This is a genomic window from Cytobacillus oceanisediminis, assembly GCF_004366035.1.
Lineage (GTDB): Bacteria > Bacillota > Bacilli > Bacillales > Cytobacillaceae > Cytobacillus > Cytobacillus oceanisediminis_C.
In genome coordinates this window covers 37,700-57,881 of sequence record NZ_SOEE01000004.1, presented here as the reverse complement: position 1 = coordinate 57,881, position 20,182 = coordinate 37,700, and the positions used below count along the sequence as shown (strand labels likewise).

Sequence of the window (20,182 nt, the reverse complement as noted above, 5' to 3'; positions counted from 1 at the left end):
CAACAGCCCATTTCCCTTTTTAGGAGGAATTGCGCTGTTTGTATATTCATTACTTCTAATTTCAATCTAAGCAAAAAGGCAGGCTCCCTGCCTGCCTTTTTCACCCTTACTGTCCCTGATATTGCCCGCTGTTTTTCGATGCCTTTTCCTTTTTGGCTTTATCCTTATGAACTTTATTCGTGTCAGCACTTCCAAATTCGTGGGAGAATTCAGAATCAATGACAGCGGAATCGAAGCCTTTTTTGTTCTTTTGCTGAGGATCATTTTTCTTATTTCTTTTAGCCACCTGTCTAACCCCCCTTTTCACTTTCTTTATTAGTTTGAAGTGAAAAAAGGGGCTTTATTCATTAACAGGTGCAAATTACTTATCCCAATATTTATATAATGCCTGTGTACCGCTGTTTTCTTCCCCTTTTTCAGAAAGCCCGGCATACATTTTTTTTGCAAGAGCAAGCCCTGGAGTCATCATGCCCATTGCTTCTGCTTCATCTAAGGCGATATTCATGTCCTTAATAAAATGTTTTATATAAAAGCCTGGTTCAAAGTTGCCATCAATTATCCTCGGTGCAAGATTTGAAAGTGACCAGCTGCCTGCTGCACCAGATGATATGCTTTGAAGCACTGTCCTAGGGTCCAAACCTGCTTTTTCAGCATAAACTACCGCTTCACACACACCGATCATATTTGATGCAATCGCAATTTGATTACACATTTTCGTATGTTGTCCGGCTCCTGCTTTTCCTTGATAAACGATATTTGTTCCGAGAAGGTTGAAAATCGGCTCTACAGCGAGAAATGCGTCCCTGTCTCCTCCGGCCATTATTGAAAGCTTTGCATCCCTTGCACCGATATCTCCTCCTGAAACAGGGGCATCTATTGCATGCATTCCTTTTTTGCCTGCTTCTTCGTATATCCTTTTGGCCAATGTAGGTGTCGAGGTGGTCATGTCAATTACATATGTATTTTCTCTGCCATTTGTAATAATGCCATTTTCCCCTAGATACACTTCCTCTACATCTGCCGGATAACCAACAATCGTAATTATTACATTTGCTTTCTTTGCAACTTCCAAAGGCGTCTCAGCCCACTCTGCCCCATTTTCTATTAGTTCAGAAGCTTTTTCTTTGGTTCTTGTATAAACAACTAATGGATAACCCGCTTTCAACAGATGTCCCGCCATGCTTTTGCCCATAACCCCTGTTCCCACAAAACCGATAACTGTATTTTCAGGTGAAATCAACGTACCCACTCCCTTTAAATAAATATCTGAATTTTTTATATTAATTCTACCATTCCTTTTCTTAGATTAAAAATATTAGATGTCCAAATAAAGACAAAAGACCAGGCAAATACCTGGTCCATCCCCAATTTTATGCGCGTAATTATTAATACCCAAATTAGATAAAAACAAAACTCCAATCATCACATTTGATTCCTTTTAAAGCTGTGATGAAAAGTTATTCAAGAATGCTCTAGCAATCACTTCATCCTCATTTAAAATTTCTACAGATACTGCATCTTCATTCACGATCATTTCTTCTATTTCGAAAACATGCAGGTCCTGTGTAAGAGGAATGGGATTCATAAAAATATAGTTTCCCTTTTCATTATTGACTTCTATATATTCCCCGTCAATTATCGTGTCCTCCCCATAAACAAACTCATCCGTACCCAGGGCAGCGGCCAGTTTTTCATTATGTATGGAAACCTTTACTTTGTATAATTCTTCTTCTGAAAGGATTTTATCATTAATTTTAAACCGGAACTGCAGCTCATTGTTTTTAGTAAGCAAGGCTTCAGCATGACTATTGACGATTGAGTCCTGGGCCCCCTGAATGCAGCCTGACATAGACATGGCCAATATGGCGGTAAGGATTAGGCAAATGAGCTTTTTATTCATAAGAATTCCTCCTTTTTCATCACCTTTTCCATTCTAGCCTTAAGATAAACCCCAATTAGAAAACTAAAACGTTACTTCAATTTAAGCGCACAAAATACAAAAGAAGCCCTTCCTGGCTTCTTTAGTGGAGGACACGGCTTAAAAATGAGCTCTGTATCTCATATAAGTCGTTTTTCTGCTTTTCTTTAATACACCTATATCGATCATGAAAGAGAAAGCTGATTATCATGGTAATCATTTTCCATCTCTCCTTTTTAAGTTGTAGCTTCATTATAGGAGAGTTTTAGATTCCGGATAACAATCGTAAGATGTGATTTCCATCATCCTTAAGGCTGAATAGTAGTTTTGACTGGAGAAGGATAAAAATAAGCCGGCCATTATTGGCCGGCTTAAAAGGGGGGAAAATGAGAATGATCAGCTTACTTAAGCCTGACCTAAGTGCTTACTTCTTATTTACCCGGGAAATTATATTTAAAACTCTTTAATTGTTTCAATTTGATTACAGTTTTGCTACTTCTTTTACAGCTTTGACTACATCTTCTGCTGTATTCATATGAAGCGCTTTTTCAGCCAGTGCTTCCATGTCTTTTTTGTTTAGGCGACTGATTTGAGAACGAGCTTTAAGAATCGACGTAGCGCTCATGGAGAACTCGTCAAGTCCTAATCCCATCAGCAAAGGAATTGCGGTTTCATCGCCAGCCATTTCACCGCACATGCCTGCCCACTTTCCTTCCTTGTGTGCTGCGTCAATAACCATTTTAACTAAACGCAAGATTGCTGGATTATACGGCTGGTAAAGATAAGAAACACGCTCATTCATTCTGTCTGCAGCCATTGTGTACTGAATTAAATCGTTTGTGCCTACGCTGAAGAAATCAACTTCTTTAGCAAATTGCTCAGCCATAACAGCAGTTGAAGGAATTTCAACCATAATTCCAATTTCAATGTTGTCAGCAACCTCTGAGCCTTCGCTCATAAGCTTTTGTTTTTCTTCTTCAAGGATTGCTTTGCCCTGACGGAATTCATCAAGAGTTGCAATCATAGGGAACATGATTTTCAGGTTTCCATAGGTGCTTGCTCTTAACAAAGCCCTTAATTGTGTCCTGAACATATCCTGTTCTTCCAGACAGAGGCGAATCGCCCTGAAGCCCAGGAAGGGGTTCATTTCCTTTGGAAGGTTTAGATAAGGAAGCTCTTTATCCCCGCCAATATCAAGCGTGCGGACTACAACCGGTTTTCCGCCCATTCCTTCCAGGACAGCTTTGTAGGATTCGAACTGCTCCTCTTCTGTTGGAAGCTGGTCTCTTCCCATATATAAAAATTCCGTACGGTAAAGGCCAATTCCTTCTCCGCCATTTTCAACTACGCCCTTCAGATCTTTTGGAGTTCCGATATTGGCAGCCAATTCAACATGATATCCATCAGCAGTAACTGATTTTTCGTTGACTAGTTTTGCCCACTCAGCTTTTTGATCCTCGAATTTGCGATGTTCTTCTTTGTATTCAGCGATAGCCTCTGGGGTCGGATTAATATGTACCAGACCTTTTAATCCATCCACGATAACCAGATCGCCATTTTTAATTTGCTTTGTGGATTCCTTTGTCCCCACTACTGCTGGAATTTCCATGGAACGGGCCATAATGGCAGAGTGAGATGTTCTGCCTCCAATGTCAGTTGTAAACCCTTTTACGAACTGGCGGTTCAACTGAGCAGTATCGGAAGGAGTCAGGTCTTCAGCAATAATGATTACTTCTTCTGCAATCAAGCTGGGATTTGCAATTTGCACCCCAAGCAAATGAGAAAGTACGCGTTTTGTTACATCACGGATATCCGCTGCACGCTCTTTCATGTATTCATTGTCCATTTGTTCGAACATTGTAATAAACATATCTGCTGTCTCTTTTAAAGCAGATTCAGCATTTACTTTATCTGTTTTAATTTTATCTTCAATTGGCGAAATTAATTCCGGATCACTTAATACAAGAAGATGAGCATCGAAAATAGCAGCTTTATCAGCCCCAAGTTCTTTATGGGCATTATCGCGGATGACTTCCAATTCACCTTTAGATTCAGCTAATGCAGACTGAAAGCGTTCCACTTCCTGTTCAGCATTTTCTACTGTCTTTCTATCAAAAGAGAGATCCGGCTCAACCAAACGGTATGCTTTCGCTATTGCGATACCGCTTGACGCCGCAATTCCATTTAAAAAGCTCATTATTCAGCCAAACCTTCTTTTTTCAGTGTTTCTTCAAGGCTGTTAAGGGCATCCTGTTCATCGCCGCCTTCAGCAATAATAGTTATATCTGCACCTTGTCCAACACCTAAAGACATTACACCCATGATTGATTTTAGGTTTACCTTCTTTTCCTTGTACTCAAGGTGAATTTCTGAGTCAAATTTGCTGGCAGCTTGTACAAGCATTGTAGCTGGACGAGCATGAATTCCTGTTTCTGCAGTTACTTTAAATTGTTTTTGAACCATATGGGATCAATCTCCTTCTTATTAATGATTGTATTAAGATGTGCAAGGCGTTGCCTTACGAACTTAAAGACGGGAACTGGAACTTATTCAGCAAAATAAGCAGCAGGATGAAGCAGTAATAATGCCGGGACATTTCGTCCTATATGCTGTTTTATTTTTTCCAACGCCCTATTATTCATGTATATAGTTGTTCAAAAAGGCTGAGAAAATTGATAAAATCACTTCGTCTTAAAGCTTCTCCGCACTTTGAAAACTTCCATAAAATCAGGAAATATTACCTGGCTGCAATTAAGTCATCGGACAACTTACATCTCAGACAAAAGAATAGCATTTCACATTCATTTAGACAATGAAAAACCCTTAATTTTTCACGTTTGTTCACACTTTTTTGAGTAAAACGCTTTCATTTTCCAATGATTTCTTCTTAATGTTTCAGATGCAATATTCCTTTTGATTTATGGCTGTGGATGATACTTATCTTGTTTTCTAACCAGTTTTGAAGTTTCTTTGTATTGAAGTACATTATAGCTGATTCGCATTTTTGAAATGATCCCCTTTAGAGCCGCTTCATGATCGCCTTCCCGGTCCGTATACAATGTAGCAAGATCCGATACGGATCGCGAAAGCATTTCTATGACATGTTTCAAGTCTTCATGATTATAAGAAGTGCTGTCTTCCATCAAATGTTCTAAAATATCTTGAGATAAACTTTTCACTCTTAATGCTTTTTCAGATTCAACTTTCATTATTTTATCCCGCCTTTTTGATTGATTTTTCCATTATATGCGGGCAATAAGAGTGAAATGCTGTGAGCTTAGCCTAATAAGCTATTTAGTTCTTTCCTTCCGGAAAAAATTGGGCATTAAGATTGAAAAAATTCCTAAAAGCAAGAAGGATGAATAAGATTACTGATAAACCTACACTTCCCAATATCCCCAGCAGAATAACAATCTGATATTCAATCGCAAGCAATGGGCTGACTCCTGATAGAATCTGCCCTGTCATCATCCCAGGCAAAAATATGATGCCCATTCCCAGCATATTATTGATAGTCGGCAGAACAGCAGAATCAAAAGCATGATTAACATATGGCTTAACTGCAGCTTTTGGATCAGCGCCAAGCATAAGTGCACCCTCGATCATATCTTTTTGAGTTGTAAAGGACTTTAGAAGCTCCTTAACACTTAAAGTAATGCCGGTCATGGAGTTGCCAATTATCATTCCTGCTATTGGAATAAAGTAGCGGGGATCATACCACGGCTCAAAATGAATAACAACAAAATTAAAAAATACAAGACAAAAGGATGTACCGGCTATCATGGAAATCGCAATGGTTTTCTTAAGATTAACTGAAAGCCTGGTTCCAGCCTGCTTATATATTGTGTAAATAGCAAAACCTTCCATAGTTAAGATTACACCTAATGTTAACAGTGGATTTGAAAGTTCAAATAAATAGGTTAGTACATAGCCTGCAATTACGAGCTGAAGTGTCATTCTGAAAGCTGCAATAGCCAGCTTTCTCTCACGGGCGATTCCTCTCACTTTAAAGATAATGATAAGAAGAAGCACAAATAGATAAGCTGATATTAGCCTCCAAAATTCAATATCAATAATGGAGCTATTTTCCATCATAATCCTCCTCGGGTATTATTATCCATCTCCTCTCTGAACGGCGGCTGTGATAAATCAATCCTTTCTTCTGCATATTGCTCACTGATTTTCCTGGAGTGAGTAATCATGATTAATGAAGCATGCTTCTTTTTAATTTCCGCCATAAAATGACCTAAAACCATTATTTCGGTGTCTTCGTCCAGTGCAGCAGTCGGTTCATCCAGGAGATAAACATCAGCTGCAAGAAGCAGAATTCTTGCCAATGCCAGCCGCTGTTTTTCACCGCCGGAAAGAGTCCCTGCATCTTCGTCAAGCTCCTTAGTCATTTGCATATTATGTATTGCCTGCTTAAGTACTTCATCACCATCAGGTTTAGATCCGTTGAGCATATAACCCATCATCAGGTTATCTTTTATTGTGCCAGGAAATATTAACGGAACTTGCGATAGCATGACTACTTTTCTTCTGTGCTTAACAGAATCTATATCTTTTAGAGGGGCGCCTTTATAGAAGATTTCCCCAGAATCCGGAGAAATCATTTTGTTCAGCAATTTCATGAGAGTTGACTTTCCAGCGCCGCTCTCGCCCGTAATACAAGTTACTTTTTCTTTTCTTATGTCAAGATGATCCACATTCAAAATATTATTAACCCTTACTCCTCTAATTGCGAATAGCAAATCTGTTGTCATATGCAGCTCCTTCTCCAGTTTCCGTATACCCTCTAGCTTATCCCTTAATCGCAATTGCTTGTATTGGGTTTTAAAAAAGGCCTTTCCCATAAGAGAAAAGACTTTACACATTATTTATTTAGAGTTTTTCTTTACCTGTTTCCTTTTCAAGTTGTCTTAATAAATCCTTTTTATTTCTTTTTTCATTTGATCCGCTGCATGTTTATATTTCTCAACGCTTTAAGCGGACATGTTATATCGGGCTATTTCATAGGTATCTACAATCTTAACAGGGTCTTTCCCTGATATTACAATTTCTGTCTTAAGCTTGTCCATTTATTCCATTTTTGCCCTCCTGGTCACTTCAAATGCTGCTCGCTGCCTCTTTAGATTAACTTGTATAATTTCACAAAAATATTTTATTTTCCGATTCTCCCATTAAAAAGAAAAACGCATTTTTCAGTATGTTCGAAATTTAAAATTCCCACCGCAAAGTATACGGATGAAATCTTAATCATAGCAATTCCCACTAGAATCCCTTCCTCTAATTGTTCTAAAGCATTTAAAGGATACGAGCCTTTAAAACATTTAAAACAAACATTTTTTTCATTTTTTCACAGTAAATTTACAAAGCACTCAATTCGATTTAACGAGGCTGTTTTAAAATGTCTATAAGACAGGAGGCGAGAATAATGATTAACATCCTTATATGCCTTATTTTCGTTGGTGCAGTTTTCGTGCTGAATATCGTATTATTAAGAAAATAGACAGTTATTATGGTTCATAAATCATTTTCCTTGTCATGCCACCATCTACTGTTATATTTTCTCCTGTTATAAAATCATTTTCTGAATCGGCTAAAAATAGACAGGTCCTTGCAATGTCCCCGGGTTTTCCAACTCTATTGGCAAAATGCTGTTTATGATCAATCTTCCTGAGACTTTCATAATCTCCTGTTTCGATCCAGCCGGGATTTATGCAATTAACTCTGATCCCTTTAACAGCGAGCGTGCTGGCCAACGCATGAGTGATTGCCATAATTCCGCCTTTTGAAGCTGAGTACGCCTCTGTATTGCTTTCAGACATTACAGCTCTCGTAGAAGAAAGATTAATAATGCAGGATCCTTGTTTCATCAATTTGGCAGCTTCCCTGCTGCACAGGAAGACACTTCTTAGATTCGTATTGATCACTTCATCCCACAAATCCACAGTCAGTTCAAAAAACGAATGAAACTTTGAGATGCCAGCGTTATTTATTAGAACATCGATTGCTCCAAATGAATCATAAGTCTTTGTTATAAGTCCCTTGATTTCTGCTTCATTCTTCACATCTGTTCTGATAAACATGCTTGTCATGCCATTTTTGTTCAAGCTTTCTTCTAACTTTTTTCCCTTCATCTCATCTAAGTCGGCGATGACCACATTGGCCCCTTTCTCTGCGAACGTCTCGGCAATTCCCTGGCCAATTCCGCTGGCTCCGCCTGTAACGATGACCGTTTTTCCTTTAAAATTACTCATGCGTTTTCAGTCCCTTCCAACTTATAATATTGCTTTTATACCCATCATGCTTATCCTTCTATTCAATGTTTTCATGATTTTTTATGAAGGCATGCAGGAAGACACCTGAGACTCTCAGGTGTCTTTCCTATGCTTTATATTTCAGCGTCATTCCTTTTTAGCTCCTGGGCGAGTCTAAATATTGATATATTACGTGTCCGCCTCTTTGGGCAACTCCGCGGAAGTGCTTAAAATCCTTCCTATTCACTATGACACTGCGAAAAGGAAGAAAGTCTTCTTTTGACACATGATACTCAGAAATGATTCCATTTTTTAATTGATCAAGCACTTCCTGAATTTGTTCAAGATTCATTACTCAGAACTCCTTTTATCTCTATTCTTTCTATATCATAAATAAAGTGCAGTCAATTTTGAAGTATCTAATATTATATCTGCATACCAATCATTTTTTTCTGAATATTAAATAATTTGAATGTACAAATTTCTTTTATCTGGTATAATATTACCAACCTAATGCTGTAATAAATTACCTAAGCATCAGTGAATTGCAAAATTCTTTACGCATTTCATAATATAGTGCAAACTGTTATTACCAGCGAAAGAAATGGACAAAAGGAGAGATGCTTTTTGAAGAAAGCAGAGGTTGGCAATATTATTGAGTTTCGTGACGGGTTACAGGGAATTGTAGAAAAAGTAAATGAGAACTCTGTTATTGTGGATTTAACGTATATGGATAACTACCGTGATTTGGAATTAGATCAAAGAACAGTTGTCAATCATAAAAATTATAAGGTTGTAAGAGAATCAGCAGTATAAAAAGAAAAAATGAAAGCGCATTCTTAAAAAAGCAGCTCTCTTGCTGCTTTTTTTATTTTTTTTATCTTTTCCATTTGTGCCTTTTGATGCTTTTTGCTCCACAGTCCTCTTTTCAGTTTGCAAATTAAACAGGCGCACCCTTGGAGTTCTGTACATTTGCGGCCCCCTGAATAGGAGGCCATGATATTATTCCTTTTCCCCTGACAGTTCTTTTAAGGATTTCACTTTACCATGAGGATGCTGATCCTGCTTTCTTACCGTCCAGGCACGCTCTTTTTCACTTTTTGATTTCGTCATTATACATACCTCCCTTCTCATGGGCTTATGATTCGCATTTCTGCATTATTTTATCTGAACGTTTCCAAAGAAATCTTTTCCTTACTTTTTAGGATTGTTTTTTGTTAGAATAGTGTTTGGTTATTTTTAAAAGATACGAAGGTTTTTTATACTTTGAGAACTGTCCAGCTGCAGCGCCTGCCCCCCCCCCTCGAGGTCACAAGCTTGTCGGCGGTGGGCAGGGCGCCTCCGCTTTTCTTATTGAAAGGAGATTAAAAATTGAAGAGTGTTGCCGCAGATCTTCGCTTTATTGGCGGGATATTACTCGCTCATCTGCTTATGTATTTTACATTTCAGGATAAATCAATTTTTTGGTATATCTTTTCTGCCTCTTTACTGCTTCTAATCAGTTATTCCATCATAATGGAGGAAGTGGAAGACAAGGCATCATTTGGGACATTTATTAGCTATGGAGCTCTTTCGGGTTTTCTATTGTACGGTCTTTTTTGGGCCGGATACAGTTTATTTGAAATATTCAATTTACCACTTGTTAATCAGGTTGAAAAACTATACGGCCGTTTTTCGCCTTCCTTTATCTGGCACTATATTGTGCTGATTTTAATCATTGTTCCAGGAGAAGAAGTCTTTTGGAGAGGATTCGTTCAAAAGAGATTGATGAAACATACGACTGTTAAGTTATCCATCATACTTTCGTCTCTACTCTATTCTTCAGTTCATCTTTATTCAGGATACTGGATGCTAGCCTTTGCAGCGTTAATCGCAGGCCTCTTCTGGGGATGGCTATACGCATGGAAAAGAAGCATTCCGCTCGTAATCGTGTCCCACCTGATTTTTGACTTATTGTTGTTTGTCCTGCTCCCCTTTTATTAAATGGACTCGTACAGATTCAATGTTGATTAGACAATCCTTAATGGATTGTCTTTTTTAGTTTTTGTTGAGTCTTGTCGATGTTTTACATAAATGGTAATGTACTAATTAATAGGAATTATATGTAACACTTTTATTCCACTTACGTCTAATTATGCAAAAGCGCTAGAAGTGACAACGGGAGGATGGAACATTAATGAAAATTATGGCGAAATTTATGTTGGTTCTGAGTTTATTTGCTTCTATCCTGGCAGGCTGCGGCACGGCTCAGGATGATTCCGGCAAAGGAACAGATCCTGGGCAAAATGAAGAAGAAACTGCTTCAGAAGGACAGGATGGACAAGACCAATCTGAAGAACAGGATCCAGCAGAAGAGGGCACTGTGGATGAAGGAGACAGTGTTATCAGAATCCTTGAACAGAATATGACTTATACGGTTAACGGTGAAGCGAAGGAAGAGACTGCCTTCCTGAAACATAGTGATAATCAGAATTATTCTATGTACGTTTTGCCCGCCTATGAACTAACTGCCGAGGAGCCTAATAAGGATGTTTTATACCTTTCAGAAAATGATCAGGTATTCATGCGTATTGAACTTCTTCCGAATGATGCAGATTGGAACATGATCGAAGAAAACACTAAAGCGCAATTAGGAGATGTTAGCGAAAATGTGCAGACATCTGAAGCACCTTCAGATGATTTTTACAAAGGTGCTAATGTAATGAAGGCTGAAGGAGACGGCGAAAAGGTTTCAGCCTATCTTGTGAAAAACGAAGAGCTTTCACTGAAGCTTACCTTATTCAATAAGGAAGAAGCTGATCATGAAGAGGCTTTCCTTCAGATGGCGAAAACCATTATGAAAGAGGAGCCACAAAAATAATGGAATGAATAAGAGATCCGTGCAAAACGGATCTCTTTTATTTTGCTTTTATTAAGCTTTCTTGCCTTTACTTCCATCATCAAATGGCTTCATCCACAAAAGAATAATAAATGTCAAACTTACATATCCAAAAACCGGATATAAATAGGAAAGCAATGTTCCATAATTGATCAAACTGATAAAGTAACAAACTATAAAGATAAAGCCCACAATTATAATACTCGGCACGGAAATATATTTTTTTACCTGCCTCTCGATCCCAAACACATTCCCAATAACAGAGGTGAAAATTTCACCATAGATGACAAAAACAAATATCCAATAGAAGGATGATGCCAATGTCTTCACAATTGCAGCCATTGGGATATCATAGGCCTGCAGATTTGGGAGCATCATCAGTGTCAAATGGCTGGAAAGCAGGATAAGGGTCAATGCGGCTCCACCAAGGTATCCCCCCCACTTTATTGTCCGATCATCATTTATTTCTGAAGCCACAGGCACTAAGACTGCTTGTGCCAATGTCAAATTCAGAGCCGTATATGAAAACGGAGCCACAACTGCTTTCCATCCATCTTCAGCATATGGGATAAACAGAACCTGTTCTGCAAAACTAGGAAGCCTCATGCTTATGAACAATAAAATAAAGCTAAATGCAATCATCATCGGAACAACAAACGTATTCACAGCGAATAATCCGCGAATGCCCACTATCATTGTAATAATCGTTAACCCTATCGTTATGAGCAACCCTGCAGTTTTGCTGATGCCGATCTGTTCTTCAAACACTGCACCAGCTCCTGACAGCATGACGGCGCAAACGCCCAGCAGCATAAACAGCATCAATATATTAATGGCAGAACCAAAAAATCTTCCAAATAAATATTCATTTAATTCCTGATATGATGCAGCCTTTATTCGTGCAGAGATTCTCATTAGTTTGGAACCGAGAAAAATAAAGATATAGCCGCTCATTAAAATCCCAATTAATCCGATAAAACCAAATCGGGAAAAAAACTCCACAATCTCCCTGCCAGTGGCAAAGCCCGCTCCCACCACGGTTCCCACATAAACGGCAGCGATCTGGAAAGCTGCCCCCCAATTCGTCTTCACTTAATCTCCTCCTTCCTTTCCAATATATGTAGGCTAGTACAAACAAAGACGAGCTTTTTTGCATTACCGCTAAACTTCGGTTTTGGTTAAAAATAACAATACAAATTACTTGAAAGTCAAAGAAGGTCAAATTATAATGTGGATATTAGGTCAAATATAGTCAAAGTCAGACCAAGCTATTAATGGAGGTATGCAAAATGCTTTGTCAAAAATGTCAAACAAAACAAGCAAATATACAATTAAGATTGAATGTGAATGGAAATGAACGTAATCTAAACCTTTGCCATGACTGTTATCAAACTGAAAAGCAACATAGCCTAACTTCCTTTGGGCCTGCTTTGAGCGGTTTTTCAGGTTTTGGCCAAATGCCTTTGGAGGATTTCTTCAAGAAAATGGCTTCAGCTCAAGGGAATGAAAACAATGCTCTAAACGAAGCAACGGGATACAGTCATGGCAACGGCGGATTTATAGATCAATTCGGTCAAAATCTTACGCAGCTTGCCAAAGCTGGTTTAATTGACCCAGTCATCGGACGGGACGATGAGGTATATCGTGTGATTGAAATATTAAATAGAAGAAGCAAAAATAATCCGGTCTTAATCGGTGAACCAGGAGTAGGAAAAACAGCTATTGCCGAAGGGCTAGCCATTAAGATTGCTGAGGGAAATGCACCAAAGAAACTTCAAAATAAAGAAGTCTATTTGCTTGATGTGGCATCTCTGGTTGCAAATACAGGCATCCGCGGCCAATTCGAGGAACGCATGAAGCAGCTGATCTCTGAGCTTCAGTCACGGAAGAATATTATTCTCTTTATAGATGAAATTCATCTGCTTGTCGGAGCAGGATCAGCTGAGGGGTCAATGGATGCGGGAAATATTCTGAAGCCAGCCCTTGCACGAGGAGAGCTTCAAGTGGTCGGAGCAACCACTTTGAAAGAATACCGCCAAATTGAAAAAGATCCTGCACTAGAACGCAGATTCCAGCCTGTACATGTAGATGAGCCGTCACCTGATGAGGCAATTAAAATCCTGTTTGGGTTGAAACAAAAATATGAAGATTATCATGATGTATCTTTTACAGAAGATGCCATTAAGGCATGTGTGCAGCTGTCAAGCCGCTATATTCAGGACCGGTTCCTGCCTGACAAAGCCATTGATTTAATGGATGAAGCAGGTTCTAAAATGAATCTTCAATCAGGATATATACCAGCAGAAGATATTGAGAAACAGCTGAAAAAAATCAGCAGGCAGAAAGAACTTGTATTAAAAGAAGAAAAATATGAAGAGGCTGCAAAACTCCGTGAAGAGGAACTGAAACTCCAGCATGCTCTAAACGGGAACAACAAGGCAGAACGGCCAGTAATTGAAGTTAACCATATTCAGGAAATTATCGAAAAGAAAACCGGGATTCCTGTCGGCGAATTAGCGAAAGATGAACAGGAAAAAATGCAGAACCTTGAGGAAAGTCTTGCTGAAAAAGTAATCGGACAGGTGGAAGCCGTGCAAAAAGTAGCAAAGGCAATTCGCCGAAGCCGTGCAGGACTTAAATCAAAGGACCGCCCAATTGGATCATTTCTTTTTGTCGGGCCAACAGGGGTCGGCAAGACTGAATTAACCAAAACACTTGCCCAAGAGCTATTCGGCTCAAAAGAAAGCATGATCAGGCTGGATATGAGTGAATATATGGAAAAACACAGTGTATCAAAAATTATCGGTTCCCCTCCAGGATATGTGGGTCATGAAGAAGCCGGACAGCTTACTGAGAAGGTACGCAGAAACCCGTACAGCATCATTCTGCTTGATGAGATAGAAAAAGCTCACCCTGATGTACAGCACGTGTTCCTTCAAATACTGGAAGATGGACGCCTGACAGATAGTCAGGGCCGCACTGTCAGCTTTAAAGATACAGTCATTATCATGACTAGCAATGCAGGATCTGGGCAAAAGGAAATCCATGTTGGATTTGGCGCAGCTGACGCCGTCATGGAGTCAAATATTCTTGAATCGCTCGGCAGCTTCTTTAAGCCGGAATTCCTGAACCGCTTTGATAGCATTATTGAATTTAAAGCTTTGGAAAAAGAGCATTTATTGAAAATTGTCGACTTAATGCTTAACGAGCTTCAGGAAACATTAAATGAACGGGATATTGAATTGACTGTTACCCAGGAAGCCAAGGAGAAATTAGCAGCAGATGGATATCATCCTGCTTTTGGCGCACGGCCATTAAGAAGGATCATCCAAGATGAACTTGAAGACAAGATTGCTGATTTCATCATTGATCATGGCGGAAATAGCCAATTACAGGCCGATCTCGAAGACGAAGCAATTGTTATTAAACCTATCCTCTAAAAAGAACGAAAAGAGCCGGATTTAAAGAAATTCCCGGCTCTTTTTTATCTGTTTATAAACTTTTATCATCTACGGAATTCAGCCAATTCTCAATTTCCCCGATAACTGACTCGACACATCCCTCTTCAAAAGGAGAAATCAACCCAGCTTCTTTTACCAGTCCGGTAAAAGGTTTGCTGCCGCCAAGCTGGCACAGTTTCAAATAATCTTTCCATGCCGCTTCCTGATTCTCCCGGGACCGTTTCCAGAATTGGAATGCACAGATCTGTGCCAATGTATAATCGATATAATAGAAAGGTGAATTGTAGATATGGCCCTGCCGCTGCCAGAATCCGCCGTTCTCCAGATACTCATTGCCATCATAATCTTTATGCGGCAAGTATTTCTTCTCAATTTCTCTCCAAGCCTGTTTTCTTTCCTGAGGTGATGCATCCGGGTTCTCATATACCCAATGCTGAAATTCATCAACTGATACTCCATAAGGCAAGAATAGCAGTCCTCCGCTCAAATGGGAAAACTTGTATTTCTCAGTATCACCTTTAAAGAAGCCCTCCATCCATGGCCATGTAAAAAATTCCATACTCATGGAATGAATTTCTGCAGCTTCATAGGTTGGCCAGTTATATTCAGGTATCTCATAATGACTGCTTGAATACACCTGGAATGCATGGCCTGCTTCATGAGTAAGAACATCAATATCTCCTGACGTCCCATTGAAGTTTGAGAAAATGAATGGGGATTTATAGTTCTCAATATAAGTGCAATAGCCGCCCCCTGCTTTTCCCTTTTTGGCCACCAGATCCATTAGATTGTTTTCTCTCATATAAGAGAAAAATTCACTGGTTTCTCCGGAAAGCTCATCATACATCTTTTGTCCGTTTTCAATAATCCATTCCGGATTGCCTTTCGGTACAGCATTTCCTGTTTTAAATTCAAATCCTTCATCGTAAAATTTCAGCTTGTCAATTCCAATTCGCTCTCTTTGCCGTTCCTTTAGCTTTGTGCAGATTGGGACGATGAAATCCTTCACCTGCTTGCGGAAATTTGCAACCATCTCTGCGTTATAATCAGTTCGGTACATGCGGAAATAAGCCAGTTCAACAAAATTTGAATATCCAAGTTTATGGGCAATCTCTGTTCTAACCTTGACAAGCTCATCATAAATACGGTCCAGCTCATTCTCATTATCTGCCAGGAAGCCAAAGCGTGCCTCGCTTGCTTTTTTGCGCATTTCACGATCTGTAGATTCAGTAAATGGCTCCAATTGGGCAAGAGTGCGTTCTTCACCTTCAAAATCAATCTTGGCTGAAGCAATTAACTTAGTATACTCTGATGAAAGCTTATTTTCTTTTTGCAAGAGCGGAACAATCTCTGGCGAGAACACCTTCAATTGGGCTTCCGCAAGTGCAAAAAGCTGATTCCCCCATTTTTCTTCGAGCTCTGCCCTGAACCTGGAGTTAACCAAAGCCTGATAATACTTTGTAACAAACCCTTCTACTTCAGGCTGAATCTCATCCATATAATCCTGCTCTGATTTGTAAAATTCATCATTCGTATCGACTGAATGACGGATATAACAAAGGTTGAACATCGTGCCGACATCATTGCGAATATCATTAATTTCTTTCATAGCTTGATTTTGCTGGTCTGCAGAAGCTGCATTTTCAAATTTCTCAAGCGCTGCTTCGAATTTCCCCTTTACTTTTTCAAGATCCGGACGAACGTATGTATAGTCTTCAAATCTCACATTATTGCCCCCTCGTGTATATGTAAATCGATTTTAATAAAACCACTAAACTATTTCGACAATATTTGGTTAATTCCTCCCCTGAACATATCTATAAAGCACAAAATAAAAAACAGCCAGTAAAGGCTGTTTTTGTTATTGTTCGCTATTTCTATCATTGGAGATAGACAGTCCAAGCTTCTTTAATAACTCAATGGCTGTGCCTTTTTCTTCTGGAGTAAGCTCGGACATTAAAGAATGGATATGCTTTTCATGGTCAGGAAATATGTTTTCGATAAAGTCTTTTCCCTTATCTGTTATTTGTGCAAAAGTAACTCTTCTGTCATTCGGGCATGCGACCCTTTTCAACAAGCCTTTCTGCTCTAGCTTGTCCACTACATAAGTGATGCTTCCGCTGGCCAATAGTATTTTCCCGCCGATCTGCTGCAATGGCTGGTCACCCTTATGGTAAAGCAGTTCCAGAACAGCAAATTCAGTTGGGTTCACTCCATATGTTTGTATTAGTTTATTTACGTTTTCATTTATTGCCCTATATGCCCTGGACAGGACAATAAACAATTTCAACGATTGGTCAATTTGTTCAGACCCCATTTTATCCAATCCCTTTTCCTTTTAATTAGTAGCGTATACATAAATTCAATTCTCAATCATTATAGAAAACAGGAAGAAAGCTGTCAATTTAACACATCCCGATCATTTGCCCGAAACAACCTCCCAATTGTGATTAAGAGTTGGAATTACCTTTTTCTTTTCTAAAAAATAGTCTGCAATCAATTCGGTCATATCGGTTAAAATTTCTTTCACCACCGGCTTATCCTTGAACATGTCGTAGCCTCCCCCGCCGGCAGCGCGGTAATTGTTCATTACTACATGATACTCGTCATCTTCCCCGATTGGATGCCCTTTATATAAAACCTTTGTGATCCGGCTGCCCATTTGTCGTGAAACATCTATTTTATACTCAATACCTTCCCACATATCGTAATTATAATGCTGTGGCTTTGGATTTGAAAAAGCAGGATTCACTATAATTTTTCCGTCACTATTCAATTCAAAATAAGCTGCAGACCGCTCCAAAGCATCTTTAATGTCCTTTCCTGCAACTCTGAGGACACATAATGAATTTGGATAAATATAGTTAGAAACAATTTCTCTCATGGTTACTTTAGACTGAAATCCGGGTGCCCCCTCATGAAATAAGGCAGTGCAGGAAATATCAGCACCTGACGCTTCCATCTGCACTTTATTAATGAATTCAATCAGCGGATGCTCCCCAGTGCGTGCCTCAAATATATCATCAATCAGCATATCACCTTCAATTTCACCGATCTCCGTATCCAGCCATTTCTGGGTTTTGGATTCATAATACCCCGCCAGCTGCAGAACCTCATTATCAGACGGTATTCCTTCGGGAAAGATTAACGCAGAGTGTTTATCATCAATCAGCCAATCATTGTGTTTCTTTCTGAATTTAACGGTGACCTTTGCAAGCGCTTGACCATTAAATCCCGGCTGAACAACAGCCACACCATTTACTTGTTCTCCTTCAATAAAACGGTGCTGATGCCCGGTAATCAGAACATCGATTCCAGGAACTTCTGTACAGATCCGGTATGCTTCATTTTCTCCTGTTTGTTCTTCCGTCTCTTCACCAGTTCTGATATCCTTTTCAAAGCCGCCATGATAAGAGACAATAATCACATCTGGTTTCTCTTCCTCCTGAATATATGAAACCCACCTTTTTAAGCTGATCACCGCAGATTCAAAAACAAGATGTTCAATATGCTGCCTTTTCTCCCAATTGGGAATATACTGGGTTGTGACACCTATGACCGCTGCTTTCAAGCCATTTGGAAAAGATTTTATTTTATAGGGGAGCCCGAAATACGTTTCCTTTGTTGAATTAAATAATATATTGGCTGACAGCCATGGGAAATTGGATTCACTGACAGCTCTTGCAAGTGTGTTCTTTCCATAATTGAATTCATGGTTTCCAATTACAGCTGCATCGTATTCAAGTTCATTTAATATTTGTATCATGGGATTTTTTTGGTTATTTAAGTATCTGGAATAATAATAAGTTAGAGGAGTTCCCTGGATCAGATCGCCGTTATCAATAAGAATGGAGATCTCAGATTGTTCCTTTTCTTTTTTTATTAATGCTGCAAGCTTGCCCAGCCCATGACCAGCATGCTCACCAGTTCCATAATAATATGGATAAACATGTCCATGGACATCACTTGTAGCTAAAACCGTAAGAAAAACTTCTGATTTCATCAAACCCCTCCTTACATATAAAATATCATTCCTTTGATAGAAATAAACCTCTTTTAACACAAAATGGTATAATATTAATAATGTCAGTTAGATATATACAAATTAACCTAATTATGCTGGAGTTAACCTGATGAAAAGTCGAAAACGAAATTTACTACTATATTTAATCGCAGTAATTATTCCCACTTTGGCCGGCAGCATCTTTTTCTTTATGGACTCTGTTAAACAAAATGATGAGGAAAGACTGGAAGAAGCAAAATGGATTGGCTCCATACACCAAAGAAGCTGGGATCAGTTTATTTCCGAAACTGTCACCACCCTTGATATGTTATCACTGACTGCAGGAAGTGCTGACACGCCCTCTGATAAACTGGAGCCTCTGCTCCAAAAAGCCAATCAGCTGGATCCGCGATATGGCGGCATTTACCTTCTAAACCCCAGCGGAGAGGTTCTTACAGGGTCCAATCAATTCTTAGCGAACTCCGATTTATCTAACAAGAAATATCTAAAAGAGGTTTCGCGCACGAAAGATATTGTTATCTCTAACTCCCCTGAAACACTAACCAATGGGCAAACAGTCGTTGGGATAGGAAAACCCGTATTCAATGACAATGGAGATGTAATCTCTATTATTGTGGCACATATGAGGGTGGATTACGTACAAAATATCATGAGACTTCTTACTCCAGAAGCAAGACTTTCTGTCCTTAATTCTGAAAAGGAAACGATTATGGATATCAACATGAATGGTGACTCATCGTTCTCCAGCCAGAATAGCATCTCAATTCCAATTGACAGGCTTCCCTGGAGTGTAAAAGTAGAATTGCCGCCTAGAGATATGCTTGCAATAGTCAAAGATGCTTTTAGGGCTATCCTTATATTAATGATTATAACCCATATTCTCTTTCTCTTAATTAAGTATTTAAGGCTTAAAAAGCAGAATGAAGAGGAAAAAAAGGAAAATGAGCTCCAAAAGCTGGAACTGGTGGGTACTCTGGCTGCCAGCACAGCTCATGAAATCAGGAACCCTTTAACAGGAATAAAAGGCCTTATTCAGCTATTAAGTGAAAAATATACGAATACAAATGACCAGTATTACTTTTCAGTTATAAATGATGAGATCAGCAGAATTAATGAAATTGTAAGTGAATTTTTAATTCTGGGTAAACCTGCAGCTCAAAAGATGGAAACACTTGATTTGAGAAATATCATAAAGGAATTGGAACCGTTGATAATCTCCGAAGCCAATTTACACAATGTCACTTTTGAATCTGCTATTTCAGATGAACCTGTCATGGTCGAATGTACGAAAGACCAGATGAAACAGGTTATTTTGAATTTAACGAAAAACGCTTTTGAATCGATGGAGGGCGGAGGAAAGCTGACAATCAAGCTAAATAAAATGCATTCCAAGTGTCAGCTTAAAATTGCGGACACAGGTTCAGGCATCTCTGAAGGTGAGATTGAAAAGATTTTCCACCCATTCTACACTTCAAAGGAAACGGGCACAGGCCTTGGCCTGGTAGTCTGCAGGCGCATTCTGCATTCTTTCGGCGGTGAAATATTTATTACAAGCAAAGAAACAAAAGGAACGCATGTAGATATTTTTCTGCCTGCCAAAAACGAAGCATAAAGAAAGAAGGTGCTCGCTGCGAGGCACCT

Annotated in this window: 20 protein-coding genes; 5 read left to right on the top strand and 15 right to left on the bottom strand. The window is 39.1% G+C overall.

The features are described 5' to 3' along the window. Positions 1-106: 106 nt before the first annotated feature. The 10 genes from DFO72_RS11085 to DFO72_RS11040 all read right to left on the bottom strand — a co-directional run bounded on the left by DFO72_RS11085 (position 107) and on the right by DFO72_RS11040 (position 8,530). Positions 107-286: a hypothetical protein gene (locus tag DFO72_RS11085; RefSeq protein ID WP_113881758.1), complete on the bottom strand. Its 180-nt coding sequence runs from the start codon at positions 284-286 to the stop codon at positions 107-109. 75 nt (positions 287-361) lie between these two features. Beyond that, positions 362-1,240, bottom strand: coding sequence for an NAD(P)-dependent oxidoreductase (locus DFO72_RS11080; RefSeq protein ID WP_113881757.1), 879 nt, complete (start codon positions 1,238-1,240; stop codon positions 362-364). Between the two features lie 198 nt (positions 1,241-1,438). Beyond that, the gene (locus DFO72_RS11075) at positions 1,439-1,900 is read right to left on the bottom strand and encodes a hypothetical protein (protein ID WP_113881756.1); all 462 of its coding nucleotides are present in this window, start codon (positions 1,898-1,900) and stop codon (positions 1,439-1,441) included. Between the two features lie 499 nt (positions 1,901-2,399). Further along, positions 2,400-4,115 carry a phosphoenolpyruvate--protein phosphotransferase gene (gene ptsP / locus DFO72_RS11070; protein ID WP_113881755.1) on the bottom strand — a complete coding sequence of 572 codons (1,716 nt, stop codon included), beginning with the start codon at positions 4,113-4,115 and terminating at the stop codon, positions 2,400-2,402. Further along, positions 4,115-4,381 (bottom strand): phosphocarrier protein HPr, encoded by a 267-nt coding sequence (locus DFO72_RS11065; RefSeq protein ID WP_113881754.1) that lies wholly within the window; start codon positions 4,379-4,381, stop codon positions 4,115-4,117. Before DFO72_RS11065 ends, ptsP begins: the two co-directional genes overlap by 1 nt. A 455-nt stretch (positions 4,382-4,836) precedes the next feature. Continuing rightward, positions 4,837-5,127, bottom strand: a complete 291-nt coding sequence (locus DFO72_RS11060; RefSeq protein WP_113881753.1) for a hypothetical protein — start codon at positions 5,125-5,127, stop codon at positions 4,837-4,839. Between the two features lie 85 nt (positions 5,128-5,212). Then, on the bottom strand, positions 5,213-6,010 hold the full coding sequence (locus DFO72_RS11055; RefSeq protein WP_113881752.1) for an ABC transporter permease: 798 nt from the start codon (positions 6,008-6,010) through the stop codon (positions 5,213-5,215). Next, positions 6,010-6,681, bottom strand: coding sequence for an ABC transporter ATP-binding protein (locus DFO72_RS11050; RefSeq protein WP_113881751.1), 672 nt, complete (start codon positions 6,679-6,681; stop codon positions 6,010-6,012). The genes DFO72_RS11055 and DFO72_RS11050 overlap by 1 nt, the downstream gene beginning before the upstream one ends. Positions 6,682-7,434: 753 nt before the next feature. Next, on the bottom strand, positions 7,435-8,178 hold the full coding sequence (locus DFO72_RS11045; RefSeq protein WP_113881750.1) for a glucose 1-dehydrogenase: 744 nt from the start codon (positions 8,176-8,178) through the stop codon (positions 7,435-7,437). A 157-nt stretch (positions 8,179-8,335) separates the two neighbouring features. Beyond that, complete coding sequence (locus DFO72_RS11040) at positions 8,336-8,530, bottom strand: hypothetical protein (protein ID WP_113881749.1); 195 nt, start codon at positions 8,528-8,530, stop codon at positions 8,336-8,338. Between the two features lie 275 nt (positions 8,531-8,805). On the opposite strand from DFO72_RS11040, the gene DFO72_RS11035 reads away from it, so the two are divergent. Then, positions 8,806-8,994, top strand: coding sequence for a YkvS family protein (locus DFO72_RS11035; protein ID WP_009331029.1), 189 nt, complete (start codon positions 8,806-8,808; stop codon positions 8,992-8,994). Positions 8,995-9,180: 186 nt separating this feature from the next. On the opposite strand, the gene DFO72_RS29925 is transcribed toward DFO72_RS11035, so the two are convergent. Next, on the bottom strand, positions 9,181-9,291 hold the full coding sequence (locus tag DFO72_RS29925; RefSeq protein WP_220182005.1) for a DUF6254 family protein: 111 nt from the start codon (positions 9,289-9,291) through the stop codon (positions 9,181-9,183). Between the two features lie 258 nt (positions 9,292-9,549). Here DFO72_RS29925 and DFO72_RS11030 point away from each other — a divergent pair, with 258 nt between their 5' ends. After that, positions 9,550-10,161, top strand: coding sequence for a CPBP family intramembrane glutamic endopeptidase (locus DFO72_RS11030; protein WP_113881748.1), 612 nt, complete (start codon positions 9,550-9,552; stop codon positions 10,159-10,161). A 193-nt stretch (positions 10,162-10,354) separates the two neighbouring features. After that, positions 10,355-11,038 carry a hypothetical protein gene (locus DFO72_RS11025; RefSeq protein ID WP_113881747.1) on the top strand — a complete coding sequence of 228 codons (684 nt, stop codon included), beginning with the start codon at positions 10,355-10,357 and terminating at the stop codon, positions 11,036-11,038. A 51-nt stretch (positions 11,039-11,089) separates the two neighbouring features. On the opposite strand, the gene DFO72_RS11020 is transcribed toward DFO72_RS11025, so the two are convergent. After that, a complete protein-coding gene (locus tag DFO72_RS11020) occupies positions 11,090-12,148 on the bottom strand; it encodes a YkvI family membrane protein (RefSeq protein WP_113881746.1) in 1,059 nt (352 codons plus the stop codon). Positions 12,149-12,345: 197 nt separating this feature from the next. Here DFO72_RS11020 and DFO72_RS11015 point away from each other — a divergent pair, with 197 nt between their 5' ends. Next, positions 12,346-14,496 carry an ATP-dependent Clp protease ATP-binding subunit gene (locus DFO72_RS11015; RefSeq protein ID WP_113881745.1) on the top strand — a complete coding sequence of 717 codons (2,151 nt, stop codon included), beginning with the start codon at positions 12,346-12,348 and terminating at the stop codon, positions 14,494-14,496. A gap of 52 nt (positions 14,497-14,548) precedes the next feature. On the opposite strand, the gene DFO72_RS11010 is transcribed toward DFO72_RS11015, so the two are convergent. The 3 genes from DFO72_RS11010 to DFO72_RS11000 all read right to left on the bottom strand — a co-directional run bounded on the left by DFO72_RS11010 (position 14,549) and on the right by DFO72_RS11000 (position 18,520). After that, positions 14,549-16,243, bottom strand: coding sequence for a M3 family oligoendopeptidase (locus DFO72_RS11010; RefSeq protein ID WP_113881744.1), 1,695 nt, complete (start codon positions 16,241-16,243; stop codon positions 14,549-14,551). A 135-nt stretch (positions 16,244-16,378) separates the two neighbouring features. Continuing rightward, on the bottom strand, positions 16,379-16,834 hold the full coding sequence (locus DFO72_RS11005; RefSeq protein WP_113881743.1) for a MarR family winged helix-turn-helix transcriptional regulator: 456 nt from the start codon (positions 16,832-16,834) through the stop codon (positions 16,379-16,381). 102 nt (positions 16,835-16,936) lie between these two features. Continuing rightward, complete coding sequence (locus tag DFO72_RS11000) at positions 16,937-18,520, bottom strand: bifunctional metallophosphatase/5'-nucleotidase (protein WP_113881742.1); 1,584 nt, start codon at positions 18,518-18,520, stop codon at positions 16,937-16,939. A gap of 130 nt (positions 18,521-18,650) precedes the next feature. Between DFO72_RS11000 and DFO72_RS10995 the strand changes: the two genes are divergently transcribed. Beyond that, positions 18,651-20,153: a PAS domain-containing sensor histidine kinase gene (locus DFO72_RS10995; protein WP_113881741.1), complete on the top strand. Its 1,503-nt coding sequence runs from the start codon at positions 18,651-18,653 to the stop codon at positions 20,151-20,153. Positions 20,154-20,182: the final 29 nt, after the last annotated feature.